Consider the following 24,895-nt stretch of genomic DNA (forward strand, 5'->3'; position numbering starts at 1 on the left):
TCAACCCCGCCGCCGTTCACACTGTCAGTTCGACGATGTGCGCGTTGACCGTGCTGCCGTCGACGATCAGTTCCGCCACAGCGATAGGCAGCTTGAATCGGCGTGGGCCGGCGCTGCCCGGATTGACGTAGAGCACGCCGTCGCGGTCTTCGACCTTGGGTTTGTGCGAGTGGCCGGAGATCACGACACGCACGCCAGCACCGGCGGGGTCGATGTCGATCTGGGAGAGGTCGTGGATCGCGTAGACATGCACGTCGCCGACCTTCAGGAATGCCGTCTCGGGAATGGCCTCGGCCCACGCCTCGCGGTCGTTGTTGCCGCGCACCACCGTCAGCGGCGCAAGGGCCGCGAGCGCTTCGAGGATGCCGGCGTTGCCGATGTCCCCGCCATGCACGATGAAGTCGCTGCCTCGCAGCGCCTCCACGGCCTGCGGACGCAGCAGGCCGTGGGTGTCGGAGATGAGTCCGACGCGGATCAAGCGGTCAAACCGTCAAGCCGCGAGCAGCTGCCGCAGCACGAAGGGCAGGATGCCGCCGTGCTTGTAGTAGTCGACCTCGATCGGCGTGTCGATGCGCAGGCGCACCGTCACTTCCTGGTGGCTGCCGTCGGGGCGGTGCACGACCAGCTTCACGTCCATCTGCGGCTTGAGTTCGCCGCCGATCACCACGTCGATCTGCTCCTGGCCCGTGAGGCCCAGGGTCTGCCACGAATCGGCGCCGCGGAACTGCAGCGGCAGCACGCCCATGCCGACGAGGTTGGCGCGGTGGATGCGTTCGAAGCTGCGCGCCACCACGGCCTTGATGCCCAGCAGCTGCGTGCCCTTGGCGGCCCAGTCGCGCGAGGAGCCGGTGCCGTATTCCTCGCCGCCGAAGACGATGGTCGGCACGTCCTGCGCCATGTACTTCATGGCCGCGTCGTAGATGAACATCTTCTCGCCGCCGGGCTGGAACAGCGTGACGCCGCCCTCTTCCTGCGTGCCGTTGGCGTCCGGCGGGATCATCAGGTTCTTGATGCGCACGTTGGCGAAGGTGCCGCGCACCATCACGTCGTGGTTGCCGCGGCGCGAGCCGTAGCTGTTGAAGTCGGCCTTGGCCACGCCGTGCGCCTTGAGCCAGATGCCCGCGGGCGAGCTTTCCTTGATGGAGCCGGCCGGCGAGATGTGGTCGGTGGTGATCGAGTCGCCGAACAGCGCCATGATGCGCGCGCCCTTGATGCCGGCGTCCGACGCGTGCGGCGTCATCTGGAAGCCCTCGAAGAACGGCGGCTCGGCGATGTAGGTCGACTTCGGCCAGTCGTACACCTGCCCGGTCGTGCCCTTGATGCTGCTCCAGAACTTTCCCGGGTCGGTCTTGACCTTGTCGTAGTTGGCGCGGAACGACTTGGCGTTCATCGCGAAGCGCAGGTTCTGGTCGATCTCCTTCGGCGTGGGCCAGATGTCGCCCAGGTACACGTCCTTGCCACCCTTGCCCTTGCCCACCGGTTGCGTCATGAGGTCGGTCAGCACGTTGCCCGCGATGGCGAAGGCCACCACCAGCGGCGGCGAGGCCAGGAAGTTGGCCTTCAGGTTCGGATGGATGCGCGCCTCGAAGTTGCGGTTGCCCGAGAGCACGGCCGCGCCGATCAGGTCGTTCTTGGTGATCGCCTCGTTGATCTCTGGCGTGAGGTCGCCGGCATTGCCGATGCAGGTGGTGCAGCCGTAGCCCGCGAGGTAGAAGCCCAGCTTCTCCAGGTACGGCAGCAGGCCGGCCTTCTCCAGGTATTCGGTGACGATGCGCGAGCCAGGGGCCAGCGAAGTCTTCACGTGCGGCTTGACCTTCAGACCCGCCTCCACCGCCTTCTTGGCCAGCAGGCCGGCCGCGAGCATCACGCTCGGGTTGGAGGTGTTGGTGCACGAGGTGATGGCCGCGATCAGCACGTCGCCGTTGCCGATGGTCACTTCGCTTTCCGCCGCCGACAACGGCTTGCCGGCGACATGCGCGGCCTCCTTGGTCGGGCGGTTGGCCACCATCTCGATCACCGGGCGCGGCGAGCCGGGCGGCGGCGGCGCGACGTCGGTGTCGCCGTCCTGGCCGTTGCGCGGCAGCGCATAGCGCAGCTTGAGCTTGTCGGCCGGCTGGTTGAAGCCGTTGGCGTCGTTGGGCTTGCTGTACAGCTCGGCGAACTTGGTCGACAGGTCGCCCAGGTTGATGCGATCCTGCGGGCGCTTCGGGCCGGCCAGGCTGGGCGAGACGGTGCCCAGGTCGAGCTTGACGACCTTGGTGTAGTCGATGTCGCCCGGGTTGGGCATGCCGAACAGGCCCTGCGCCTTGTAGTAGGCCTCGAAGCGCTCGACCTCTTCCTTGGTGCGGCCCGTGCCTTCGAAGTACGCCACGGTCATCTCGTCGACCGGGAAGAAGCCCATGGTCGCACCGTACTCGGGCGCCATGTTGCCGATGGTGGCGCGGTCGGGCACGGCAATGGAGGCCGCGCCGGGGCCGAAGAACTCGACGAACTTGCCCACCACCTTCTCGGCGCGCAGGATCGACGTGACGTACAGCACCAGGTCGGTGGCCGTGACGCCTTCACGCAGCTTGCCGGTGAGCTCGAAGCCCACCACGTCGGGCGTGAGCATGTAGACCGGCTGGCCCAGCATGGCCGCCTCGGCTTCGATGCCGCCCACGCCCCAGCCGACCACGCCGATGCCGTTGATCATGGTGGTGTGGCTGTCGGTGCCCACCAGCGAGTCGGGGTAGTAGACCGGTTTGTCGCTCTTGTCGGCCGGGCTCTTGTAGACGCCGCGCGCGAAGTATTCGAGGTTGACCTGGTGCACGATGCCGAAGCCCGGCGGCACGACGCCGAAGGTGTCGAAGGCCTGCATGCCCCACTTCATGAACTGGTAGCGCTCGTTGTTGCGCTGGAACTCCAGCTTCATGTTCAGGTCGAGCGCCTTGGGCGTGCCGTAGTAGTCGACCATCACCGAGTGGTCGACCACCAGGTCGACGGGCACCAGCGGCTCGATGGTCTTGGGCGACTTGCCCAACTTGCCGGCCACGCTGCGCATGGCGGCCAGGTCGGCCAGCAGCGGCACGCCGGTGAAGTCCTGCAGCACCACGCGGGTGACGACGAAGGGGATCTCGTCGGTGCGCTCGGCATTGGGCGCCCAGTGGGCCAGCTCTTCGACGTGCTTGGCCGACACCTTCTGGCCGTCGCAGTTGCGCAGCACCGACTCCAGCACGATGCGGATCGACACCGGCAGGCGTTCGACGGAGGGGTACTGCTTGGCCAGCTCCTTCAGCGACCAGTACTTGCCGGATTTGCCCGACGCGGTCTTGAAGGTCTTGAGGGTGGACGCAAACGCGTGCGCCGGGGCTTTGGCCATGAGAAGACTCCTGTGTGTTCGTGGAAGCTCCTCAAGGATAGCGAGGATCAATGTCAGTGGCTGTAGTCAGTCTTCCTTGTCGGACTCTCTCGAAACTATCGTTCTCATAGCAAGAAGCCGAGAAGCCGGAAAACGCCCGTCCCACGAATGGGCCGGGCGTATCACGGACGGTCAGGCGCTCAGGCCAGGGCCATGCGGGCGCCGCCGCGTGTGCGGCGCAGGCCGGTCCATTGCAGCTCGGCCAACACGACCACGCACAGCGCCTGCGCCAGCACCCAGGCCACGCCCAGCGCGGTGACCGCGAACACGCCGCTCACCAGCAACGCCACACAAGCCACGGCCCAGGCGAAGTTGCCGACGATCACGAGGCCGATCAGCGTGCGCGGCGGCGTGGCGCGGCTGGCCATGAAGGCCGCGACGGCCGCATAGGCCAGCAGGAACACGCCGGTGCCCATGAGCAGCCAGGCCGGCAGGCCGGTCAGGTTGGCGAGGACGTCGGTGAACGCGACCTGCAGCGCGCCGGTCGCGGCGCACGAAGCGGCATCGGCCCACATCACGTTCGACAGGAAGCGGGGGGAAGCGAAAACAGACATGTGAATCTCCTGGGTGGGTACGCTGCGGGCCAGTCCTGCTGCGTTGGGGTCGATGATTCCGTCGGACGTGGATCGCGTCGATGACCTGGGAGGTCATGGCGGTGCGCCGCCGCCGCGCCAGAATGCGGCTCCATGAACACCCCCCGCACCCATTCGTCCAAGGCCGCCGCCCTCCCCGGCGCACGCGATCCGTTCGGCGCCCACCTGCGGCACTGGCGCACCCACCGCCGCCTGAGCCAGCTCGACCTGGCGCAGGAAGCCGAGGTTTCGACCCGCCACCTGAGCTACGTGGAAACCGGCCGTGCCGCGCCCAGCCGCGAGATGGTGCTGCGCCTGGCCGAGCGGCTCGAGGTGCCGCTGCGCGAGCGCAACGCGCTACTGGTGGCGGCCGGCTTCGCGCCGATGTACCGCCAGCGCTCGCTCGACGACCCCGCCATGGCCTCGGCGCGCCGCGCCATCGACCTCGTGCTCAAGGGCCACGAGCCCTTCCCCGCGCTGGCCGTGGACCGCCACTGGAACCTCGTGGCACACAACGCGCTGGTGCCGCTGCTCATGGAAGGCTGCGCGCCCGAACTGCTGCAGGCGCCGATCAACGTGCTGCGCCTGAGCCTGCACCCCCAGGGCGTGGCGCCGCGCATCGCCAACCTCGCGCAGTGGCGCACGCACCTGCTCGAACGGCTGCAGCAGCAGATCGCCGCCACCGGCGACACCGTGCTGCAGGCGCTGCACGACGAGCTGGAGGGCTACCCCGCGCCGGCAGTGAGCCACGACGCGCCGCTGCTCGACACCGCGCTGTCGGCGGTGGCCGTGCCGTTCCAGGTGGTCATGCCCAGCGGCGTGCTGAGCTTCATCAGCACCATCACGATCTTCGGCACGCCGGTGGACGTCACGTTGCAGGAACTCGCGGTGGAGTCGTTCTTTCCGGCGGACGAGCAGACGGCGGCGGCCCTGACGGCGCTGGCGGCCCAGCAGGCGAAAGGCTGAGGTCGGCTGCGCCCTCCGCCGTGCGCGCCGGACCTTCGAAGTCGTCGACCTGGATCACCTTGTCGGCCGCCTGCAGGTAGGCCAGCGCCAGCGCGGGGTCGGTGGCCGAGCGCGCGGCCTCGTCGAGCGAACGCGTGCGGCGCAGCACCTTGTTGAGCGCGGCGGTCTCGTCGCCCAGCCGCGCACCGAGCGCCATCGCCTGCATCAGGTCGCGCAGGCCGCCCGGGCCGGGCTCCGACAGATCGGGCGCGAGCCGCGCGACCACGTCCGGTTGCGTGCGCAACAGCTCCGCCAACGCCGTCAGCTGCACGTCGCGAAGCGGGGCCAGATGCGCCGTGCGGCGCAACACCAGCGCGCCCATCAGCCGCCGCCCGCGCGTGGGCAGGTTGGCGTAGAGGTCGCTCAGGATCTCGCCGGCCGCATCGAGCTGCACCCGGATCGCCGCCTGGGCAAAGGGCAGCATCTGCGGCGCCGCATCGACCCGGTAGCGCCACACGCAAGCGCTCGCAAGATACAGGTGCGCGAGCACGTCGCCCAGCCGCGCCGACAGCAGCTCCATGCGCTTGAGCTTGCCTCCCAGCAGCCCCATGGCCAGGTCGGCCGTGAGTGCGTACTTGGCACTCATGCGCGCGATGAGCCGCGCCTCGGCCGTCAATGCCTCGGGCGGATCGCCCAGCACCGGTGCGCCGAACAGGCTGCGCCACAGGTTGCGCGCCACGTGCTTGCCGTGCGCGATCAGCGCCTGGCCCAGTGCCGTGTCGTCCTTCGCCTGCACCGCCGCCATCTCGTCCAGCACATGCGGATGGCAACGCACCGCGCCCTGCCCGAACACGATGAGCGCGCGCGTGAGGATGTTCGCGCCCTCCACCGTGATCGCGATCGGCGCCTGGCGGTATGCCACGCCGAGCAGGTTCGACGGGCCCGAGATGATCCCCTTGCCACCCAGGATGTCCATGCCCCGGTTCACCGCGCGCCGACCGGCCTCGGTGAGCTGCACCTTGAGGATCGCGCTGGCCACGCTGGGCCGCTCGCCGGCGTCGAGCGCGGCGGCGGTGAAGCGGCGCGCGGCATCGCTGGCGTACAGCTCGGCCGACATCTGCGTGACCAGCCCCGCCACCGCGTGGAACTTGCCGATCGGCAGTCCGAACTGCTCGCGGATCTGGCCGTAGGCATTGCTCACGTACAGCGCGGTCTGCTGCATCGCCGAACCGAGCGCGGGCAGCGAGATGGCGCGGCCCGCGGCCAGGCATTCCATCAGCATGCGCCAGCCCTGCCCGACCTGCGCCTCGCCGCCGATGATCCAGTCCATCGGCACGAACACCTGACGCCCGTGGATCGGGCCGTTCATGAAGGCGCTGTCCATCGGGCGGTGGCGCCGGCCGATCTCCATGCCTTCGTGCGGCACGGGAATCAGCGCGCAGGTAATGCCCAGGTCGCGCTGACCTTCGGGTCGGCTCTCGTCGACGGCGTGGAACGCGAGGCCGACCACGGTGGCGACCGGCGCGAGCGTGATGTAGCGCTTGTCGAAGTCGACCAGGAAGCCGCGCGTGCGGCGCCCCTGGAACTCACGCTCGACGAGCACGCCGCGGTCGGGAATGGCGGCGGCGTCCGAGCCCGCATAGGGCGAAGTCAACCCGAAGCACGGCAGCTCGCGGCCGTCGGCCAGGCGCGGCAGGTAGTGGTCCTTCTGCGCGTCTGTGCCATAGCGCAGCAGCAGTTCCGCGGGACCGAGCGAGTTGGGCACCATCACCGTCACGGCGGTCGCGACGTTGATGGTGGCGATGCGCGCCACCACCGTGGCATGGGCGTAGTGGCCGAAGCCCAGGCCGCCGTAGGCCTCGGGAATGATCATTCCGAAGAAGCGCTTCTCGCGCAGGAAGCGCCACACCTCGGGCGGCAGGTCGCGCGCCTGGTCGATGGCGTGGTCGTCGAGCATGCGGCACAGCGCGGGCACCTCGTTCGCCAGGAAGGCTTCTTCTTGCGCGCTGAGCTGGTTGGGGCCGGCGGCTGCGAGCGCATCGAAATCGGGGCGCCCGGCGAACAGCTGCCCTTCGAACCCGACCGTGCCGGCTTCGAGTGCGGCGCGCTCGGTGTCGCCCAGCGGCGGCAGGGCTTTGGAGAAGGGCTGCATCGCCCATCGGCCGATCAGGGTCGCCAGTGGCATGGGGTCTCCTTGCGCCGCAACGAAGCACGCGGCGTCCATCCATTCTTGGGCGGAGGCGGCCCCCGCCAGGGCCGGTCAAGGGCGTTCGCGCGTGTCGGAGACGGGCTCGCGCGAACCCTGGATCAGCGCTGGATCAGCGGCGCTTGGGCGCCTGCCCCGCCGGCGCGGCGGCCGGCATGGGCGCACTGGGATCGCGCCAGCCGTACTCGACATAGCGGCGGATCACGAGGCAGCCCGGCGGCGAATCGATCAGCGAGACCGACGAGGTCGGCTCCTTGTCGTCGGTGTAGACCGTGTAGATCGGCAGCAGCGCCGTGCGCTTGTAGTTCTTCAGTTCCTGCGCGGCCACGCTCTCGCAGGTGAAGGGCGCCACCGAGATGCGTTCGGCCGCCACGGTGCAGGCGCCGCTGTCGTCGGGAATGGCCGTGATCGACGCGGCCACGCCCGCATTCGGATACTGGATGCCGACCAGCGAGAACACCGGTCCGGCATCGGGGCGCTTGCGGTCCCAGTCGAGCAGCACGTCGTGCGCCCGGCTGCCCTGCACGGTGAGCGTCGCCAGTCGCGTGATGGCGGGCAGGCAGCGCTGGATGCCGACGCTGGCGGCGGCGCGCGTGAGCGTGTCCTGCGGCGCCGCAGGCGGGGCCAGCACGCCTTGCGCGAGCGCGCTGCCGACGGCGAACGCCAGGGCAGCGGCAGTGAGTCGGGCAAGCACGGTCATCGGTGTCGTCTTCACGCGTAGAGGCTCTCGATCGCCGCAGTGTAGAGGCGCACGTTTTCCTCGCCTTCCGGGTCGAGCCGCGCGATCAGTGCGCGTGCGCGCTCGCGGTAGGCCGGCAGGTTGGCGTCGTGCTCGGCGAACGCGCGCCGCAGCGCCTGCCCGCCCTCCTCGCAGTCGAAGTCGTGGTAGCGGTAGCCGCAGTCGCCGATCAGGTGCGAGTTGTGGATGAGCGGCCAGCCGCCGTACAGCGCCTCGTAATAGAGGTAATTCTGCGCGTTCTCCCAGTGGTGCGCGAACACCGCGTCGATCGCGCCCGGCAGCACCTGGTACAGCGGAAAGCGCCCTTCGAAGGTTGCCAGCCCGTGCCGCACGAGGTCCAGGCTCTGCGCGAAGGCCACGAAGTTCGGCTTCTCCTTCAGGTGGAAGCTGTTGTAGACCCACATCTTCTCGATCAGGCGCGGCTGCGCGCGATGGGCCGACTCGCAGCCCAGCATCGGGATGAAGCTGGTCTTCACCATGCAGATGTTGGGCTCGAAGATCGCCACGCGCCACTGCTTGCGGCCCGGCTCGTAGGCGAAGCGCTTGCCCTCGGGGCTGCGCGCCATGGCCTTCTCGACCACCATCGAGCTCCACAGGTGCGGCATCAGCTTGGTGGGTGCGCGGAAGGTGCTCGCGAAGTACGGCTTGCAGGAGATTTCGTACTCCGGCAGCGTCCACACCTCGTCGTACGGCGCCCCGCTGACCAGCATGCCGTGCGGCTTGTTGAAGATCATGCGCTCGATGTCGATCACGTAGTCGTTGCCCACGCGCATCGAGACGATCTTGCCGCCGCGCTCGCGGAACGCCACCGACCAGTCGCGCCCGAGCTGCGCGCTCATCTCGATCATGAGGTCGAGCTCCTGCGCGGCGGTGGCCATGTCGATGATCGGTACCGGCGAATCGGCCAGGAAGTTGGTCGCGTCGGCCGGGCCGCCGTCGCCGCCGCCGGCCACCAGCACGGTGCGCTCGACGCAGGGCGAGCGCAGCAGCAGCATCACGAGGAACAGGCAGTTCTGATAGACGCCGTTTTCCCACAAGCTCTGCTCACCCTTGCGGATGAAGATGGAGACGCCGACTTTCAGCTTGGTGGGAGTGGCTGCCGCGCGCGGGATTGCGGTGTGTGGCGCCTCGCTCATGCGGCCACCTTTGCGCCATCGGCACGGAACGCCGGATCGCCACCGACCAGGTGCAGCAGCCGTTGCGCATAGCCGTCGATGTTGGCGGGGTTCATCGGGTCGAGCGCGTCGAACACGCGCTGGCTGCGCGCGCGGTAGTCGTCGAGCTGCGCGTCGTGCCCGCGCACGGCCGCGGCGAGTTGCTCGCCACCGACCGCAATGTCGAAGTCGGGGTAGTAGTAGCCGGCATCGCGCAGCCAGGGCGAGTTGTGCACCAGCGGGTAGTTGCCGTACAGCGCGTCGAGGTAGCTGTAGTTCTGGTCGTTCTGCCACTGGTGCGACACCACCGCGTCGGCGTGCTGCACCATGAAGCCGGCGAAGTCGTGGCGCCCGTGGAAGACCGCCTTGTGCTGGCGCACGATGTCCAGCGAATTGGCAAGGTAGAGCATCGTCGGATGGTCCTTCAAATGCAGCGTGTTGAGCACCTGCATCGACGTGACGGTGTCGGGGTTGGCGCGGTAGGCCTCGTCGCAGATCAGCATCGGGATGCTGCACGACTTCACCACCGAGATGTTGGGCTCGAAGATCGCCACCCGAAAGCCCGGCTGCTGCGCCGTGCGCGGCTGGTAGCCGAAGCGAAAGCCCTGCGCCTGCACCTCGTCGACGCGCTGCGCCAGGAACTGCGGCGACCAGAGGTACGGCACCTCGTGCACCGGGCAGCGGTGCAGCGTGCGCATCATCGGCTCGAAGGCGGCGTCCTTGGGCAGCAGCCAGATCTCGTCGCTGCGGTCGACCGCGCCGAAGTGGCCCTTGTCGCTGAAGATGATCGGCTCGGCCAGCGCCACGAAGGGCTGCCCCACGCCGTGAAAGGCCACGCGCCCGCCGCAGGCGCGGAAGTACGCCAGCCACTGCACGTCGAGCGCGCCCGCCATTTCGATGACCACGTCGAGCGCGTCGGTCAGCTCGCGGGCATGGCCCAGCGTGAGCCCCATGCCCGACAGGTCGACCTGCGGCGGCATGGCGTGCTGGTCGCCCGCGTCGATGAGGGTGACGGACTCGACGAATTCGATGCGTTGCAACAGCCGGGCCAGGAACAGGACGTTCTGTCCCATTCCGTTTTCCCAGATGTTCTGCCCCGCGTGGGAGAGGACTGAAATACCGATGCGCATGGCCGGAGTGTGTACCAAAAAACAATGGCTCCCGCGCTGAGGGCGCAGGAGCCACCGGGGCCGGACGTCAGCCCGGCGGTTGCTCGCTCAGGTGCGGGCTCGAGCGCTTACTTCCACTTCCAGCCGATGCCGGCGTTCACGCCCCACTCCTTGCCGGTGGAGGTCAGGCCCGCGCCCCAGGACATCTTGCCGTCGTCCGACAGGGCCTTGAAGGTCAGCGCCACGGCGCTGTAGCCCTTGTACGAACCCAGGCCGACGCCGATCGTCTTCTCGCCCGGATACAGCGTGGGCAGGTAGGTGCCCGACATCGCGAAGGCCATCGCCGTGCCCGAGTAGGCAATGCGCGCCACGTCGCCCACCTGCTTTTGCACCTGCTGCAGCTGGCCCAGGTTGACCGCGTCGGTCGGCAGCACACCTGGCGCCACGTTGCTGATGCGCGTGCCGCCTGCCGCCTCGCCGGCGCCCAGCGTGATCTGGTTGTAGTTCACCGACCCATCGGGGTTGGTGGCGTACTGCACGCTGCTGGCCTTCGAAGCCGCTGAAGCCGCCTTCAGCTGCGCCACGTTGGTCGCGTCGCTGTCGGCCGTACCGGCTGCCACACCCGTGATCTGGCGGAACTGGTTGTTGGCTGCATCGCCCACCGACACCGCGCCCTGCGTGCTGGTCGTGGCCCTGATGGCAGCGGCCTGCTCCGCGTTCGCGCTGCCTGGCACATAGCCGGCCACGCCCGCCGCCGTCGAAGCCACCGAGTTCGCACCCAGCGCCACGCCGCCGGTCTGCTGCACCACCGCGCCGAAGCCGATGGCCGTGCCTTGCGAGATGTTCTGCGCCTTGCTCAGCGGTGTACCGCCTGCGTCGGCACTGTCGCCGAAGGCCGCACCGCCGCCACCGGCACGGGAGTTCGCGCCGAAGGCCTGCGAGCCCGTGGCCAGCGCCCCGGTACCGATGGCGATGGCATTCTTGCCCGTGGCCTGCGCCCCGAAGCCCACCGCCACCGCGCCGTCGGCCGTGGCCTTCGCGCCGTTGCCGGCGGCGAAGGAGTTGTCGCCGCTGGCCTCGGAACGCGGTCCGATCGCCACTGCCTCCTGCCCGCTGGCGATGGAGTCGGCGCCCGTCGACTTGGCGTGGAAGTACTTCGTGCCGTTGTTGTAGATCGAGCTGACCGAGGTGCTCAGGCTGCCGATGCCGCTCATCGCCGTGCTCAGGCCGGTCGACGTCGAGGTCGACAAGCTGGCGATGCCGCTGCTGGCCGAGCCCACGCTGGTGGACAGACTGTCCAGGTTGCTGTTGGTCGTGCTCAGGCCGGTCGACAGGCTGCTGACGTTGCTGTTGGTCGTGCTCAGGCCTGTGGACAGGCTGCTCACGTTGCTGTTCGTCGTGCTCAGGCCGGTCGACAGGCTGCTCACATTGCTGTTCGTCGTGCTCAGGCCGGTGGACAGGCTGTCCACGCTGCTGGTGACCGTGCTCAGACCGCTGGACACCGACGTCGACAGGCTGTTGACACTGCTCGTGACCGTGCTCAGGCCGGACGACGTGGAGGTCGACAGGCTGTTCACGTTGCTGTTCGTCGTGCTCAGACCCGACGACAGGCTGCCGACACTGCTGTTGGTCGTGCTCAGGCCGGTCGAGAGGCTGCTCACGCTGCTGTTCGTCGTGCTCAGACCCGACGACAGGCTGCCGATGCCGCTGTTCGCGGTGCTCAGGCCGCTCGACGTCGAGGTCGACAGGCTGCTCACGTTGCTGTTCGTCGTGCTCAGGCCCGTCGACAGGCTGAAGATGCCGCTGAACGCGGTGCTCAGGCCCGACGAGAACGAGGTGGACAGGCTACCGACATTGCTGTTGGTCGTGCTCAGGCCGGTCGAGAGGCTGTCGATGCTGCTGGTGGTGGTGCTCAGGCCCGTCGAGGTCGAGGTCGAGAGACTGTCCACGTTGCTGTTGGTCGTGCTCAGGCCGGTGGACAGGCTCGAGATGCCACTGGTCGCCGTGCTCAGACCGGACGACGTCGAAGTCGACAGGCTGCTCACGTTGCTGTTCGTGGTGCTCAGGCCGGTGGACAGGCTGGAGATGCCGCTGGTGGCGGTGCTCAGACCCGTCGACAGGCTATCGATGCTGCTCGTAGCCGTGCTGAGGCCGCTCGACGTGGACGTCGACAGGCTGCTCACATTGCTGTTCGTCGTGCTCAGGCCCGTGGACAGGCTGGAGATACCGCTGGTTGCAGTGCTCAGGCCGGACGACGTCGACGTCGACAAGCTGCTGACGTTGCTGTTCGTCGTGCTCAGACCGGTGGACAGACTGGAGATGCCACTGGTAGCAGTGCTCAGGCCACTCGACGTCGAAGTCGATAGGCTGCTCACATTGCTGTTCGTCGTACTCAGACCAGTGGAAAGGCTCGAGATGCCGCTGGTTGCAGTGCTCAGGCCGGACGACGTCGAGGTCGACAGGCTGCTCACATTGCTGTTCGTCGTGCTCAAGCCCGTGGACAGACTGGAGATGCCACTGGTCGCTGTGCTCAGACCCGTCGACAAGCTGTCGATGCTGCTCGTCGCTGTGCTCAGGCCGCTCGACGTGGACGTCGACAGACTGCTCACGTTGCTGTTCGTGGTGCTCAGACCGGTAGACAGGCTCGAGATACCGCTGGTCGCGGTGCTCAGGCCAGACGACGTCGAAGTCGACAGGCTGTTCACGTTGCTGTTCGTCGTGCTCAGGCCGGTAGACAGACTCGAGATGCCACTGGTCGCAGTGCTCAGACCGGACGACGTCGAAGTCGACAGGCTGTTCACGTTGCTATTCGTGGTGCTCAGGCCGGTGGACAGGCTGGAGATGCCGCTGGTCGCAGTGCTCAGGCCTGACGACGTCGAGGTCGACAGGCTACTGACGTTGCTGTTGGTCGTGCTCAGGCCACTCGACGTGGACGTCGACAGGCTGCTCACGTTGCTGTTTGTGGTGCTCAGACCGGTAGACAGGCTGGAAATGCCACTGGTCGCCGTGCTCAGACCCGTCGACAGGCTATCGATGCTGCTCGTGGCCGTGCTCAGGCCAGACGACGTCGAAGTCGACAGGCTGCTGACGTTGCTGTTCGTCGTGCTCAGGCCAGTGGACAGGCTAGAGATACCGCTGGTGGCAGTGCTCAGACCCGTCGACAAGCTGTCGATGCTGCTTGTGGCCGTGCTCAGGCCGCTCGACGTGGACGTCGACAGGCTGCTCACGTTGCTGTTCGTCGTGCTCAGACCCGTAGACAGGCTCGAGATACCGCTGGTCGCGGTGCTCAGGCCGGACGACGTCGAGGTCGACAAGCTGCTGACGTTGCTGTTCGTCGTGCTCAGGCCGGTAGACAGACTCGAGATGCCACTGGTCGCAGTGCTCAGACCGGACGACGTCGAAGTCGACAGGCTGTTCACGTTGCTGTTCGTGGTGCTCAGGCCCGTGGAAAGGCTGGAGATACCGCTGGTCGCCGTGCTCAGACCCGTCGAAAGGCTCGAGATGCCGCTCGTCGCGGTACTCAGACCCGACGACGTAGACGTCGAGAGGCTGTCCAGGTTGCTGTTCGTCGTGCTCAAGCCAGTGGACAGGCTCGAGATGCCGCTGGTCGCCGTGCTCAGACCCGTAGACAGGCTGTCGATGCTGCTCGTCGCCGTGCTCAAGCCACTCGACGTCGAGGTCGACAGGCTACTGACGTTGCTGTTGGTCGTGCTCAGGCCGGTGGACAGGCTCGAGATACCACTGGTTGCGGTGCTCAGACCCGTCGACAAGCTGTCGATGCCGCTAGTAGCAGTGCTCAAACCCGACGACGTGGACGTCGACAGGCTGCTCACATTGCTGTTGGTCGTGCTCAAGCCCGTGGAGAGACTGGAGATGCCACTGGTGGCAGTGCTCAGGCCGGACGACGTGGACGTCGACAGACTGCTCACATTGCTATTCGTCGTGCTCAGGCCGGTGGACAAGCTGGAAATGCCACTGGTTGCAGTGCTCAGACCCGTCGACAAGCTGTCGATACCGCTCGTAGCCGTGCTCAGACCCGACGACGTGGACGTCGACAGGCTGCTCACATTGCTGTTCGTCGTGCTCAGACCGGTAGACAGGCTCGAGATACCGCTGGTCGCGGTGCTCAGGCCCGACGACGTCGAGGTCGACAGGCTGCTCACGTTGCTGTTCGTCGTGCTCAGGCCCGTCGACAGGCTCGAGATGCCGCTCGTCGCGGTGCTCAGACCTGACGACGTAGACGTCGACAAGCTGTCGATGCTGCTCGTGGCGGTGCTCAGACCGGACGACGTCGAGGTCGACAGGCTACTGACGTTGCTGTTGGTCGTGCTCAATCCAGTGGACAAGCTGGAGATGCCGCTGGTTGCGGTGCTCAGGCCACTCGACGTGGACGTCGACAAGCTGCTGACGTTGCTGTTCGTGGTGCTCAAGCCCGTGGACAGGCTCGAGATGCCGCTGGTCGCCGTGCTCAGGCCACTCGACGTGGACGTCGACAGGCTGTCGATGCTGCTCGTGGCAGTGCTCAGACCCGACGACGTCGAGGTCGACAGGCTGCTCACGTTGCTGTTCGTGGTGCTTAGGCCCGTGGACAAGCTCGAGATGCCGCTGGTCGCCGTGCTCAGACCGGACGACGTAGAAGTCGACAGGCTGTCGATGCTGCTCGTGGCCGTGCTCAGACCAGACGACGTCGAGGTCGACAGGCTGTTCACATTGCTGTTGGTGGTGCTCAGGCCCGTGGACAGGCTCGAAATACCGCTGGTCGCAGTGCTCAGGCCACTCGACGTAGACGTCGACAAGCTGTCGATGCTGCTCGTGGCCGTGCTCAGACCGCTCGACGTCGAAGTCGACAGGCTGCTCACGTTGCTGTTCGTGGTGCTCAACCCCGTGGACAGGCTGGAGATGCCGCTGGTTGCCGTGCTCAGACCGCTCGACGTAGAAGTCGACAGACTGTCGATGCTGCTCGTGGCAGTGCTCAGACCCGACGACGTCGAGGTCGACAAGCTGCTCACGTTGCTGTTGGTCGTACTCAGACCCGTGGACAGGCTCGAGATGCCGCTGGTCGCCGTGCTCAGGCCACTCGACGTGGACGTCGACAGGCTGTCGATGCTGCTCGTGGCAGTGCTCAGACCCGACGACGTCGAGGTCGACAGGCTGCTCACGTTGCTGTTCGTGGTGCTTAGGCCCGTGGACAAGCTCGAGATGCCGCTGGTCGCCGTGCTCAGACCGGACGACGTAGAAGTCGACAGGCTGTCGATGCTGCTCGTGGCCGTGCTCAGACCAGACGACGTCGAGGTCGACAGGCTGTTCACATTGCTGTTGGTGGTGCTCAGGCCCGTGGACAGGCTCGAAATACCGCTGGTCGCAGTGCTCAGGCCACTCGACGTAGACGTCGACAAGCTGTCGATGCTGCTCGTGGCCGTGCTCAGACCGCTCGACGTCGAAGTCGACAGGCTGCTCACGTTGCTGTTCGTGGTGCTCAACCCCGTGGACAGGCTGGAGATGCCGCTGGTTGCCGTGCTCAGACCGCTCGACGTAGAAGTCGACAGACTGTCGATGCTGCTCGTGGCAGTGCTCAGACCCGACGACGTCGAGGTCGACAAGCTGCTCACGTTGCTGTTGGTCGTACTCAGACCCGTGGACAGGCTCGAGATGCCGCTGGTCGCCGTGCTCAGGCCACTCGACGTGGACGTCGACAGGCTGTCGATGCTGCTGGTAGCAGTGCTAAGGCCACTCGACGTCGAGGTCGACAGGCTGTTGACGTTGCTGTTCGTCGTGCTCAAGCCGGTAGACAGGCTGGAGATGCCGCTCGTCGCGGTGCTCAGACCACTGGAGGTAGACGTCGACAGGCTGTCGATGCTGCTCGTGGCCGTGCTCAGACCGGACGACGTCGAGGTCGACAGGCTGCTCACGTTGCTGTTCGTCGTGCTCAAGCCGGTAGACAGGCTGGAGATGCCGCTGGTCGCCGTGCTCAGACCGCTCGACGTGGACGTCGACAGGCTGTCGATGCTGCTCGTGGCAGTGCTCAGACCCGACGACGTCGAGGTCGACAGGCTGCTCACGTTGCTGTTCGTGGTGCTCAAGCCGGTGGACAGGCTGGAGATACCACTGGTCGCAGTGCTCAGACCGCTCGACGTAGACGTCGACAAGCTGTCGATGCTGCTCGTGGCCGTGCTCAGACCGGACGACGTCGAGGTCGACAGGCTGTTGACGTTGCTGTTCGTCGTGCTCAAGCCGGTAGACAGGCTGGAGATGCCGCTCGTCGCGGTGCTCAGACCACTGGAGGTAGATGTCGACAGGCTGTCGATGCTACTCGTGGCGGTGCTCAGACCCGACGACGTCGAGGTCGACAGGCTGCTCACGTTGCTGTTCGTGGTGCTCAGGCCCGTGGACAGGCTCGAAATACCGCTGGTCGCAGTGCTCAGGCCACTCGACGTGGATGTCGACAGACTACTGACGTTGCTGTTCGTGGTGCTCAGGCCCGTGGACAGGCTGGAAATGCCACTGGTCGCCGTGCTCAGACCGGACGACGTCGAGGTCGAAAGGCTGCTGACGTTGCTGTTCGTCGTGCTCAAGCCGGTAGACAGGCTGGAGATGCCGCTCGTAGCCGTGCTCAGACCCGACGATGTCGAAGTCGACAGGCTGCTCACATTGCTGTTCGTGGTGCTCAGGCTCGTGGACAGACTGGAAATACCGCTGGTTGCGGTGCTCAGACCGGACGACGTGGACGTCGACAGGCTGCTCACGTTGCTATTGGTCGTGCTCAGACCCGTCGAGAGGCTGTCGATGCCGCTCGTAGCCGTGCTCAGACCAGACGACGTGGAAGTCGAGAGGCTATCGATGCGGCTATTGGCTGTGCTCAGACCCGAGGACGTCGAGGTCGACAGACTGCCGACGTTGCTGTTCGTCGTGCTCAGACCCGTGGACAGGCTGGAAATACCGCTGGTCGCCGTGCTCAGGCCACTCGACGTGGAGGTCGACAGGCTGTCCAGGTTGCTGTTCGTCGTGCTGAGGGCCGTGGACAGGCTGGAGAAACCGCTGGTTGCAGAGCTCAGGCCGGTCGACAGGCTGTTGACGTTGCTGTTGGTCGTGCTCAGACCTGTGGACAGGCTCGAAATGCCGCTGGTGGCGGTGCTCAGACCGGACGACGTCGAGGTCGACAGGCTGCTGACGTTGCTGTTCGTCGTACTCAAGCCCGTGGACAGGCTGGAGATGCCACTGGTCGCTGTGCTCAGGCCAGACGACGTCGAAGTCGAGAGGCTGTCCAGGTTGCTGTTCGTGGAGCTGAGTCCAGTGGACAAGCTAGAGATGCCACTGGTGGCAGTGCTCAGGCCCGAAGACGTGGACGTCGAGAGGCTGTCGATTCGGCTGTTGGTCGTGCTCAGGCCGGACGACGTGGAGGTCGACAGGCTCGAGATGCCGCTGGTCGCTGTACTCAGACCACTCGACGTAGACGTCGACAAGCTGTCGATACTGCTCGTGGCCGTGCTCAGACCCGACGACGTCGAAGTCGACAGGCTGCTCACATTGCTATTCGTCGTGCTCAATCCGGTAGACAGGCTGGAGATGCCGCTCGTCGCGGTGCTCAGACCGCTCGACGTAGAAGTCGACAGGCTGTCGATGCTGCTCGTAGCCGTGCTCAGACCCGACGATGTCGAAGTCGACAGGCTGCTCACATTGCTGTTCGTGGTGCTCAGACCGGTGGACAGGCTGGAGATGCCGCTCGTCGCGGTGCTCAGGCCACTAGAGGTAGACGTCGACAGGCTGTCGATGCTGCTCGTGGCCGTGCTCAGACCGGACGACGTCGAGGTCGACAGGCTGCTGACGTTGCTGTTTGTCGTGCTCAGACCCGTGGACAAGCTTGAGATGCCACTGGTTGCAGTGCTCAGGCCCGACGACGTGGAGGTGGACAGGCTGTCGATGCTGCTCGTGGCCGTGCTCAGGCCCGACGACGTCGAGGTCGACAGGCTGCTGACGTTGCTGTTCGTGGTGCTCAGACCCGTGGACAGGCTCGAGATTCCGCTGGTTGCAGTGCTCAACCCAGACGACGTCGAAGTCGAGAGACTGTCCAGGTTGCTGTTCGTCGTGCTCAAGCCCGAAGACGTGGACGTCGAAAGGCTGTCGATGCGGCTGTTGGTCGTGCTCAGGCCGGACGACGTGGAGGTAGACAGGCTCGAGATACCACTGGTCGCTGTGCTCAGACCGCTCGAAGTGGACGTGGAGAGGCTGTCGATGCTGCTCGTCGCGGTGCTCAGACCAGACGATGTCGAGGTTGACAGGCTGCTCACGTTGCTGTTCGTCGTGCTCAAGCCGGTAGACAGGCTGGAGATGCCACTCGTCGCCGTGCTCAAGCCCGACGACGTGGACGTCGACAGACTGCTGACATTGCTGTTGGTCGTGCTCAGACCTGTGGACAGGCTCGAGATACCGCTGGTCGCAGTGCTCAGACCGCTCGACGTAGACGTAGACAGGCTGTCGATGCCACTCGTCGCCGTGCTCAGGCCCGAAGACGTGGACGTCGAGAGGCTGTCGATTCGGCTGTTGGTCGTGCTCAAGCCGGACGACGTCGAGGTCGACAGGCTCGAAATACCACTGGTCGCTGTGCTCAGGCCAGACGACGTCGAAGTCGAGAGGCTGTCCAGGTTGCTGTTCGTGGAGCTGAGTCCAGTGGACAAGCTAGAGATGCCACTGGTGGCAGTGCTCAGGCCCGACGAAGTGGAGGACGACAGACTGCTGACGTTGCTGTTCGTCGTGCTCAGACCTGTGGACAGGCTGGAGATGCCGCTCGTCGCGGTGCTCAGACCACTAGAGGTAGACGTCGACAGGCTGTCGATGCTGCTCGTAGCCGTGCTCAGACCAGACGATGTCGAAGCCGACAGGCTGCTTACATTGCTGTTCGTCGTGCTCAAGCCTGAAGACGTGGACGTCGAGAGGCTGTCGATGCGGCTGTTGGTCGTGCTCAGGCCGGACGACGTCGAGGTCGACAGGCTGGAGATACCACTGGTCGCCGTGCTCAGACCGCTCGAAGTGGACGTGGAGAGGCTGTCGATGCTGCTCGTGACCGTGCTCAGACCCGACGATGTCGAAGTCGACAAGCTGCTCACATTGCTGTTCGTCGTGCTCAGACCGGTGGACAGGCTGGAGATGCCGCTCGTCGCGGTGCTCAGACCGCTCGACGTGGACGTGGAGAGGCTGTCGATGCTGCTCGTGGCCGTGCTCAGGCCCGACGACGTCGAGGTCGACAGGCTGCTGACGTTGCTGTTCGTGGTGCTCAGACCCGTGGACAGGCTCGAGATTCCGCTGGTGGCAGTACTCAGACCACTGGACGTAGACGTCGAGAGGCTGTCGATGCTGCTCGTGGCCGTGCTCAGGCCAGACGACGTCGAAGTCGACAGGCTGCTCACATTGCTATTGGTTGTGCTCAGGCCTGTAGACAGGCTGGAGATGCCACTCGTCGCCGTGCTCAGGCCCGAGGACGTGGACGTCGAGAGGCTGTCGATTCGGCTGTTGGTCGTGCTCAGGCCGGACGACGTCGAGGTCGACAGGCTCGAGATGCCGCTGGTGGCAGTGCTCAGACCACTCGAGGTAGACGTCGACAAGCTATCGATGCTGCTCGTGGCCGTGCTCAGGCCCGACGACGTCGAGGTCGACAGACTGCTGACGTTGCTGTTCGTCGTGCTCAGGCCGGTGGACAAGCTGGAGATGCCGCTGGTTGCGGTGCTCAGACCACTCGACGTAGACGTCGACAAGCTGTCGATGCTGCTTGTGGCGGTGCTCAAGCCCGACGAGGTCGAAGTCGACAGGCTACCGATGCTGCTGGTGGCCGTGCTCAAGCCGGACGACGTCGAGGTCGACAGGCTGCTCACATTGCTGTTCGTGGTGCTCAGACCAGTGGACAGACTGGAGATGCCACTGGTGGCAGTACTCAGACCACTCGAAGTAGACGTCGACAGACTGCCGATGCTGCTCGTAGCCGTGCTCAAGCCAGACGACGTCGAGGTCGACAGGCTGCTGACGTTGCTGTTGGTCGTGCTCAGACCTGTAGACAGGCTCGAGATACCGCTGGTCGCCGTGCTCAGCCCAGAAGACGTGGAAGTCGACAGGCTACCGATGCTGCTCGTGGCAGTGCTCAGGCCACTCGAAGTAGATGTCGACAAGCTGCCGATGCTGCTCGTAGCCGTGCTCAGACCCGACGACGTCGAGGTCGACAGGCTGCTGACGTTACTGTTCGTCGTGCTCAGACCCGTGGACAGGCTGGAGATGCCGCTGGTCGCGGTGCTCAGCCCAGAAGACGTGGACGTCGACAGGCTATCGATGCGGCTATTGGTCGTGCTCAGACCCGACGACGTCGAAGTCGACAGGCTGCCGATGCTGCTCGTGGCCGTGCTCAAGCCAGACGACGTGGAGGTCGACAAGCTGCTGACGTTGCTGTTCGTCGTGCTCAGGCCTGAAGACAGACTGGAAATTCCGCTGGCCGCGGTGCTCAGGCCACTCGACGTGGAAGTCGACAGGCTGCTGATGCTGCTCGTAGCCGTGCTCAGACCCGACGACGTCGAAGTCGACAGGCTGCTGACGTTACTGTTCGTCGTGCTCAGGCCCGTGGACAGGCTAGAGATTCCGCTGGTAGCCGTGCTCAATCCAGACGACGTGGAAGTCGACAGGCTATCGATACGGCTGTTGCTCGTGCTCAGACCAGACGATGTCGAAGTCGACAGGCTGCTGACGTTGCTGTTGGTGGTGCTCAGACCAGTGGACGTAGACGTCGACAAGCTGCCGATGCTGCTTGTGGCCGTGCTCAGGCCAGACGACGTCGAGGTCGACAGGCTGCTCACGTTGCTGTTCGTCGTGCTCAGCCCTGTGGACAGGCTGGAGATGCCGCTGGTCGCGGTGCTCAGCCCCGACGACGTCGAAGTCGACAGGCTGCTCACGTTGCTGTTCGTCGTGCTCAGGCCGGTGGACAGGCTGGAGATGCCGCTGGTCGCAGTGCTCAGACCGCTCGAAGTAGACGTCGACAAGCTGTCGACGCGGCTGTTGGTCGTGCTCAGACCCGACGACGTCGAGGTCGACAGGCTGCTCACATTGCTGTTCGTGGTGCTCAGGCCCGTGGACAGGCTCGAAATGCCGCTGGCGGCAGTGCTCAGCCCAGACGACGTCGAGGTCGACAGGCTGTTGATGCGGCTGCTGGCCGTGCTCAGACCCGACGATGTGGACGTCGACAGGCTGCCGACGTTGCTGTTCGTAGTGCTCAGGCCCGTGGACAGGCTGGAGATACCGCTCGTGGCTGTGCTCAGACCGCTTGAAGTCGATGTCGAGAGGCTGTCGATGCGGCTGTTGCTGGTGCTAAGGCCCGACGACGTCGAGGTCGACAGGCTGCTGACGTTGCTGTTCGTCGTGCTCAGGCCTGTGGACAGGCTGGAGATGCCACTCGTGGCCGTGCTCAGACCACTCGAAGTCGACGTCGAGAGGCTGTCGACGCGGCTGTTGGTCGTGCTCAGACCCGACGACGTCGAAGTCGACAGGCTGCTGACATTGCTGTTTGTCGTGCTCAGGCCCGTTGACAGGCTGGAGATACCGCTGGTCGCAGTGCTCAGGCCCGACGAAGTCGACGTCGAGAGACTGTCGATGCGGCTACTGCTGGTGCTCAGACCGGACGACGTCGAGGTCGATAGGCTGCTGACGTTGCTGTTCGTGGTGCTCAGGCCGGTGGACAGGCTCGAGATGCTGCTCGTGGCGGTGCTCAAGCCACTCGACGTGGATGTCGAGAGACTGTCGATACGGCTGTTGGCCGTGCTCAAACCAGACGACGTCGAAGTCGAGAGGCTACCGATGCGGCTGCTCGCGGTGCTCAGGCCGGACGATGTCGAGGTCGACAGGCTGCTGACGTTGCTGTTCGTGGTGCTCAGGCCCGAGGACGTGGACGTCGAGAGACTGCTCACATTGCTATTCGCAGTGCTCAGGCCAGTCGACAGGCTCGAGATGCCGCTGGTGGCCGTGCTCAATCCCGTGGAAGTCGAGGTCGACAGCGACCCTACCGCGCTGGCCACGGAGAACAACTGGCTGCCGTTGATAGCGTCGGTCGAAGTGGCAGTTACGCGGCCAGCTGCAACGTTGGTGATCTGGCGCTCGCTACCCACCGAACCGACGCTCACGACGCTACTCGGCGTAGTGCCGGCAAACCCACTCAGCACAACCCCGTTCACCGTGGCACTGGAGGTCGCGACCGCTGCAGCTGTCGCACTATTGCTGCCAAGCGCAACGCTGTTGTCGTTGCCGGCATTGGCCCCGGTGCCAATCGCAACGGAGTTGACACCGGAACTCTTCGCACCCCCATCTACCGTCAGGTTGCCGCCGATGGCGACGCTGTTCGTACCGCTGGCGTTTGTCGCCCGACCGATCGCCACAGCCTGCTCGCCCGAGGCAGAAGAACCGCCGTTGCCCGATCCGTCCCCGCCACCCACCGCAACCGAAGAAGTCCCGCTGGCCTTGGCGTCATTGCCCAGAGCGTAGGCGCCTTTGCCAGAGGCCTTGGCACCAGAGCCGATTGCTGTTGCGCTGTGGGAACTTGCCTGAGCATTGTTCCCGATTGCGAGAGAGTAGTCAGCGATCGCATACGCGCTGTTGTTTCCCGAGGTGCCACTTCCGGATCCGTTGCCAATGGCAATGGCATTGGTCACCGAGTTCGGCGCATACCCACCGCCGATCTGATAGGAGGCATGCCCACCTGTCACCACAGCCAAGAGCGTCGCCGCAGCGACCGCCGTCCTCACCAGCTTCGAGCCGCTTTTCTTCCCCCGCGCCGAAGTAATTTCAGACGCCGCAACCCAAGCCCCCAGGGCTTCATTCCAGATACTTCGGTAAGACTTGTTCATTTGCTTTGAGCTCGGTTCACAGAGGGCGGGCGCGGGATCGGCGGCGGGGAAGAGAGACGACCGCCCGCGGTTCGTCGCCCCAGCCAGGGCGTACTTACCCTGACGTTCACAATGGACGCGGTAATGTACGCAGGCGTTTACATTTGGGATCAATAGCTCCCACCGGAAACCGTGAAATGATGATTTAGTTCACAAACTTTCACGATTGGCGACAAATTCAGGTTCGCCAATGTCTCCGTGGAACGTCGATCCAAACACGCCGCCTAGAATCGCCGCCGCTGTTTGTCACAGCGGTTTTCCTCACAAAGGTTGCCCAAATGAAGCCGTTCCTCCCCCATTTCCTGGCCGCATGCACGCTGGCCCTCGCCAGTTCCTGCGTCCTGGCGCAGGACGGCAGTTCCGCCGATGAACTCATTCAGGCGGGCCTCAGCAGCCTCAAGCAGATCGACGAGAGCCGTTCGGGAGAGCTCTGGGACAGCGCATCGGCGTTTGTGAAGACTCGCTTCCCGAAGGCAGAATTTGTCGCCAACACGCAACGCTCGCGCCAGACCGTGGGCGTCGTGGCCCGGCGCGACTGGGCCAGCGTGACGCGCATCCGTTACCTGGACGACAGCGCCGGCATTCCGCCAGGCTTGTACGCCAACGTCGACTTCGCCACCCGCCTGACCAACGACAAGACGGTCTTCGAAAAAGTCAGCTTCCGCCTCGAACCCAACGGCTGGCGCCTGACGGGCTACGTCCCCCGCGAAAACCAATGACCACCGCCTCGGGTGCCGGCCTGCGCATCGGCATCACGATCGGCCTCCACCACGAGGCCGAGACCCTCTGGAACAACGGGATCAAGCAGAACGCCGTGTTCTTGGCGGAGGCGCTGAAGCACTGCCCCAGCGTGGCCTCCGTGGTGCTGGTCAACACGACCGCCACCGCCATCACCCCCGCCCTGCCCTGGGACCAGGCCCGCTGGCCGACCGTGACCTTCGAGGCGGCCAAGGACAGCGTGGACGTGCTGATCGAGCTGGGTGGCCAGATCGATGCCGACCAGACCGAGCACCTGAAGCGCCGCGGCGCGCGGCTGGTGTCGTACTGCTGCGGCTTCGAGTACGTGCACGCCATGGAGTCGATGCTCTTCGGCAAGCCGCTGTGGGGGCGCAACCTGTTCATCAACCAGCGTTACGACGACATCTGGATGGTTCCGCAGGTGGCCCACATCAGCCAGCCGTACTTCGAGGTGCTGCGCCGCGCCGAGGCGCGCGCCGTGCCTTTCGTCTGGAGCCCGGTGTTCCTGGAGGAGCGCTCGCGCGCCCTGCCCGACGGCGGCGTGTATCAGCCGCGCAGCGGGCCGCGACGGTTGAGCGTGATGGAGCCGAACATCAACGTGGTGAAGTTCTGCGTCTACCCGATCCTGATCGCCGAGCTGGCGTACCGCGCCCGGCCCGATGCGGTCGCGCTGCTGCAGGTCACGAACGCGGAGCGCATGGCCAAGGACAGCATGGAGTTCATCACGCTGATGAACCAGCTCGACCTGGTGCGCCAGCACAAGGCGGTCTTCCTGGGCCGGCACGAAACCCCGGTGTTCCTGGCGCAGAACACGGACATCGTGGTCTCCCACCAGTGGGAGAACCCGCTCAACTACTTCTACCTCGAGACCTGCTGGCAGGGCTATCCGCTGGTGCACAACGCGCATCTGTGCGCGGACCTCGGCTATTACTACGCCGAGAACGACGTGGCCGCAGGCAGCGCCCGCGTGCTCGAGGCCATCGACGGGCACGACGCCCAGGCCCAGACCTACCGCGATCGGCAGCGCGCGCTGATCGGACGCTACCTGCCCGGCGATGCGGCGGCCACGCAGACCTACGACACCCTGTTGCAGGGCCTGATGCGGCGTCCGGCCCGCTAGTCAGCCAGAC

The 24,895-nt window shown here is 65.6% G+C and carries 11 protein-coding genes and 1 pseudogene; 3 read left to right on the top strand and 9 right to left on the bottom strand.

Translation table 11 applies throughout. The features are described 5' to 3' along the window. Positions 1-16: 16 nt before the first annotated feature. The 3 genes from D3H34_RS23640 to D3H34_RS23650 form a co-directional block, all read right to left on the bottom strand. Entirely contained in the window at positions 17-478 is a 462-nt protein-coding gene (locus tag D3H34_RS23640) for a metallophosphoesterase family protein (RefSeq protein ID WP_119556684.1), read from the bottom strand. A gap of 12 nt (positions 479-490) precedes the next feature. After that, positions 491-3,358: an aconitate hydratase gene (locus D3H34_RS23645; RefSeq protein WP_119556685.1), complete on the bottom strand. Its 2,868-nt coding sequence runs from the start codon at positions 3,356-3,358 to the stop codon at positions 491-493. Positions 3,359-3,537: 179 nt separating this feature from the next. Continuing rightward, entirely contained in the window at positions 3,538-3,951 is a 414-nt protein-coding gene (locus D3H34_RS23650; protein ID WP_119556686.1) for a hypothetical protein, read from the bottom strand. 132 nt (positions 3,952-4,083) lie between these two features. Between D3H34_RS23650 and D3H34_RS23655 the strand changes: the two genes are divergently transcribed. Beyond that, the gene (locus tag D3H34_RS23655; protein WP_119556687.1) at positions 4,084-4,935 is read left to right on the top strand and encodes a helix-turn-helix domain-containing protein; all 852 of its coding nucleotides are present in this window, start codon (positions 4,084-4,086) and stop codon (positions 4,933-4,935) included. Here the strand turns inward: D3H34_RS23655 and D3H34_RS23660 are convergent. From D3H34_RS23660 to D3H34_RS35010, 6 genes and pseudogenes are all read right to left on the bottom strand, one after another. Next, complete coding sequence (locus tag D3H34_RS23660; RefSeq protein ID WP_119556688.1) at positions 4,838-7,099, bottom strand: acyl-CoA dehydrogenase; 2,262 nt, start codon at positions 7,097-7,099, stop codon at positions 4,838-4,840. The genes D3H34_RS23655 and D3H34_RS23660 overlap by 98 nt on opposite strands. Positions 7,100-7,232: 133 nt before the next feature. After that, positions 7,233-7,820, bottom strand: a complete 588-nt coding sequence (locus D3H34_RS23665; protein ID WP_119556689.1) for a hypothetical protein — start codon at positions 7,818-7,820, stop codon at positions 7,233-7,235. An 11-nt stretch (positions 7,821-7,831) separates the two neighbouring features. After that, complete coding sequence (locus D3H34_RS23670) at positions 7,832-8,995, bottom strand: DUF2827 domain-containing protein (RefSeq protein WP_119556690.1); 1,164 nt, start codon at positions 8,993-8,995, stop codon at positions 7,832-7,834. Then, the gene (locus D3H34_RS23675) at positions 8,992-10,143 is read right to left on the bottom strand and encodes a DUF2827 domain-containing protein (protein ID WP_119556691.1); all 1,152 of its coding nucleotides are present in this window, start codon (positions 10,141-10,143) and stop codon (positions 8,992-8,994) included. The genes D3H34_RS23670 and D3H34_RS23675 overlap by 4 nt, the downstream gene beginning before the upstream one ends. A gap of 107 nt (positions 10,144-10,250) precedes the next feature. Then, entirely contained in the window at positions 10,251-11,591 is a 1,341-nt protein-coding gene (locus D3H34_RS34730; protein ID WP_286186159.1) for a YadA family autotransporter adhesin, read from the bottom strand. 2,610 nt (positions 11,592-14,201) lie between these two features. Then, positions 14,202-22,988, bottom strand: a pseudogene (locus tag D3H34_RS35010) (ESPR-type extended signal peptide-containing protein); the annotation flags it as partial. Between the two features lie 317 nt (positions 22,989-23,305). Here D3H34_RS35010 and D3H34_RS23695 point away from each other — a divergent pair. Then, the gene (locus D3H34_RS23695) at positions 23,306-23,746 is read left to right on the top strand and encodes a DUF4019 domain-containing protein (RefSeq protein ID WP_119556692.1); all 441 of its coding nucleotides are present in this window, start codon (positions 23,306-23,308) and stop codon (positions 23,744-23,746) included. Further along, positions 23,743-24,885: a DUF2827 domain-containing protein gene (locus D3H34_RS23700; RefSeq protein WP_119556693.1), complete on the top strand. Its 1,143-nt coding sequence runs from the start codon at positions 23,743-23,745 to the stop codon at positions 24,883-24,885. The genes D3H34_RS23695 and D3H34_RS23700 overlap by 4 nt, the downstream gene beginning before the upstream one ends. Positions 24,886-24,895: the final 10 nt, after the last annotated feature.

This window comes from Acidovorax cavernicola (assembly GCF_003581445.1).

Coding starts and splice junctions, on each gene's coding strand:
- D3H34_RS23645 (WP_119556685.1), bottom strand. CDS start 3,358: ATGGCCAAAGCCCCGGCGCACGCGTTTGCGTCCACCCTCAAGACCTTC.
- D3H34_RS23650 (WP_119556686.1), bottom strand. CDS start 3,951: ATGTCTGTTTTCGCTTCCCCCCGCTTCCTGTCGAACGTGATGTGGGCC.
- D3H34_RS23655 (WP_119556687.1), top strand. CDS start 4,084: ATGAACACCCCCCGCACCCATTCGTCCAAGGCCGCCGCCCTCCCCGGC.
- D3H34_RS23660 (WP_119556688.1), bottom strand. CDS start 7,099: ATGCCACTGGCGACCCTGATCGGCCGATGGGCGATGCAGCCCTTCTCC.
- D3H34_RS23665 (WP_119556689.1), bottom strand. CDS start 7,820: ATGACCGTGCTTGCCCGACTCACTGCCGCTGCCCTGGCGTTCGCCGTC.
- D3H34_RS23670 (WP_119556690.1), bottom strand. CDS start 8,995: ATGAGCGAGGCGCCACACACCGCAATCCCGCGCGCGGCAGCCACTCCC.
- D3H34_RS23675 (WP_119556691.1), bottom strand. CDS start 10,143: ATGCGCATCGGTATTTCAGTCCTCTCCCACGCGGGGCAGAACATCTGG.
- D3H34_RS23695 (WP_119556692.1), top strand. CDS start 23,306: ATGAAGCCGTTCCTCCCCCATTTCCTGGCCGCATGCACGCTGGCCCTC.
- D3H34_RS23700 (WP_119556693.1), top strand. CDS start 23,743: ATGACCACCGCCTCGGGTGCCGGCCTGCGCATCGGCATCACGATCGGC.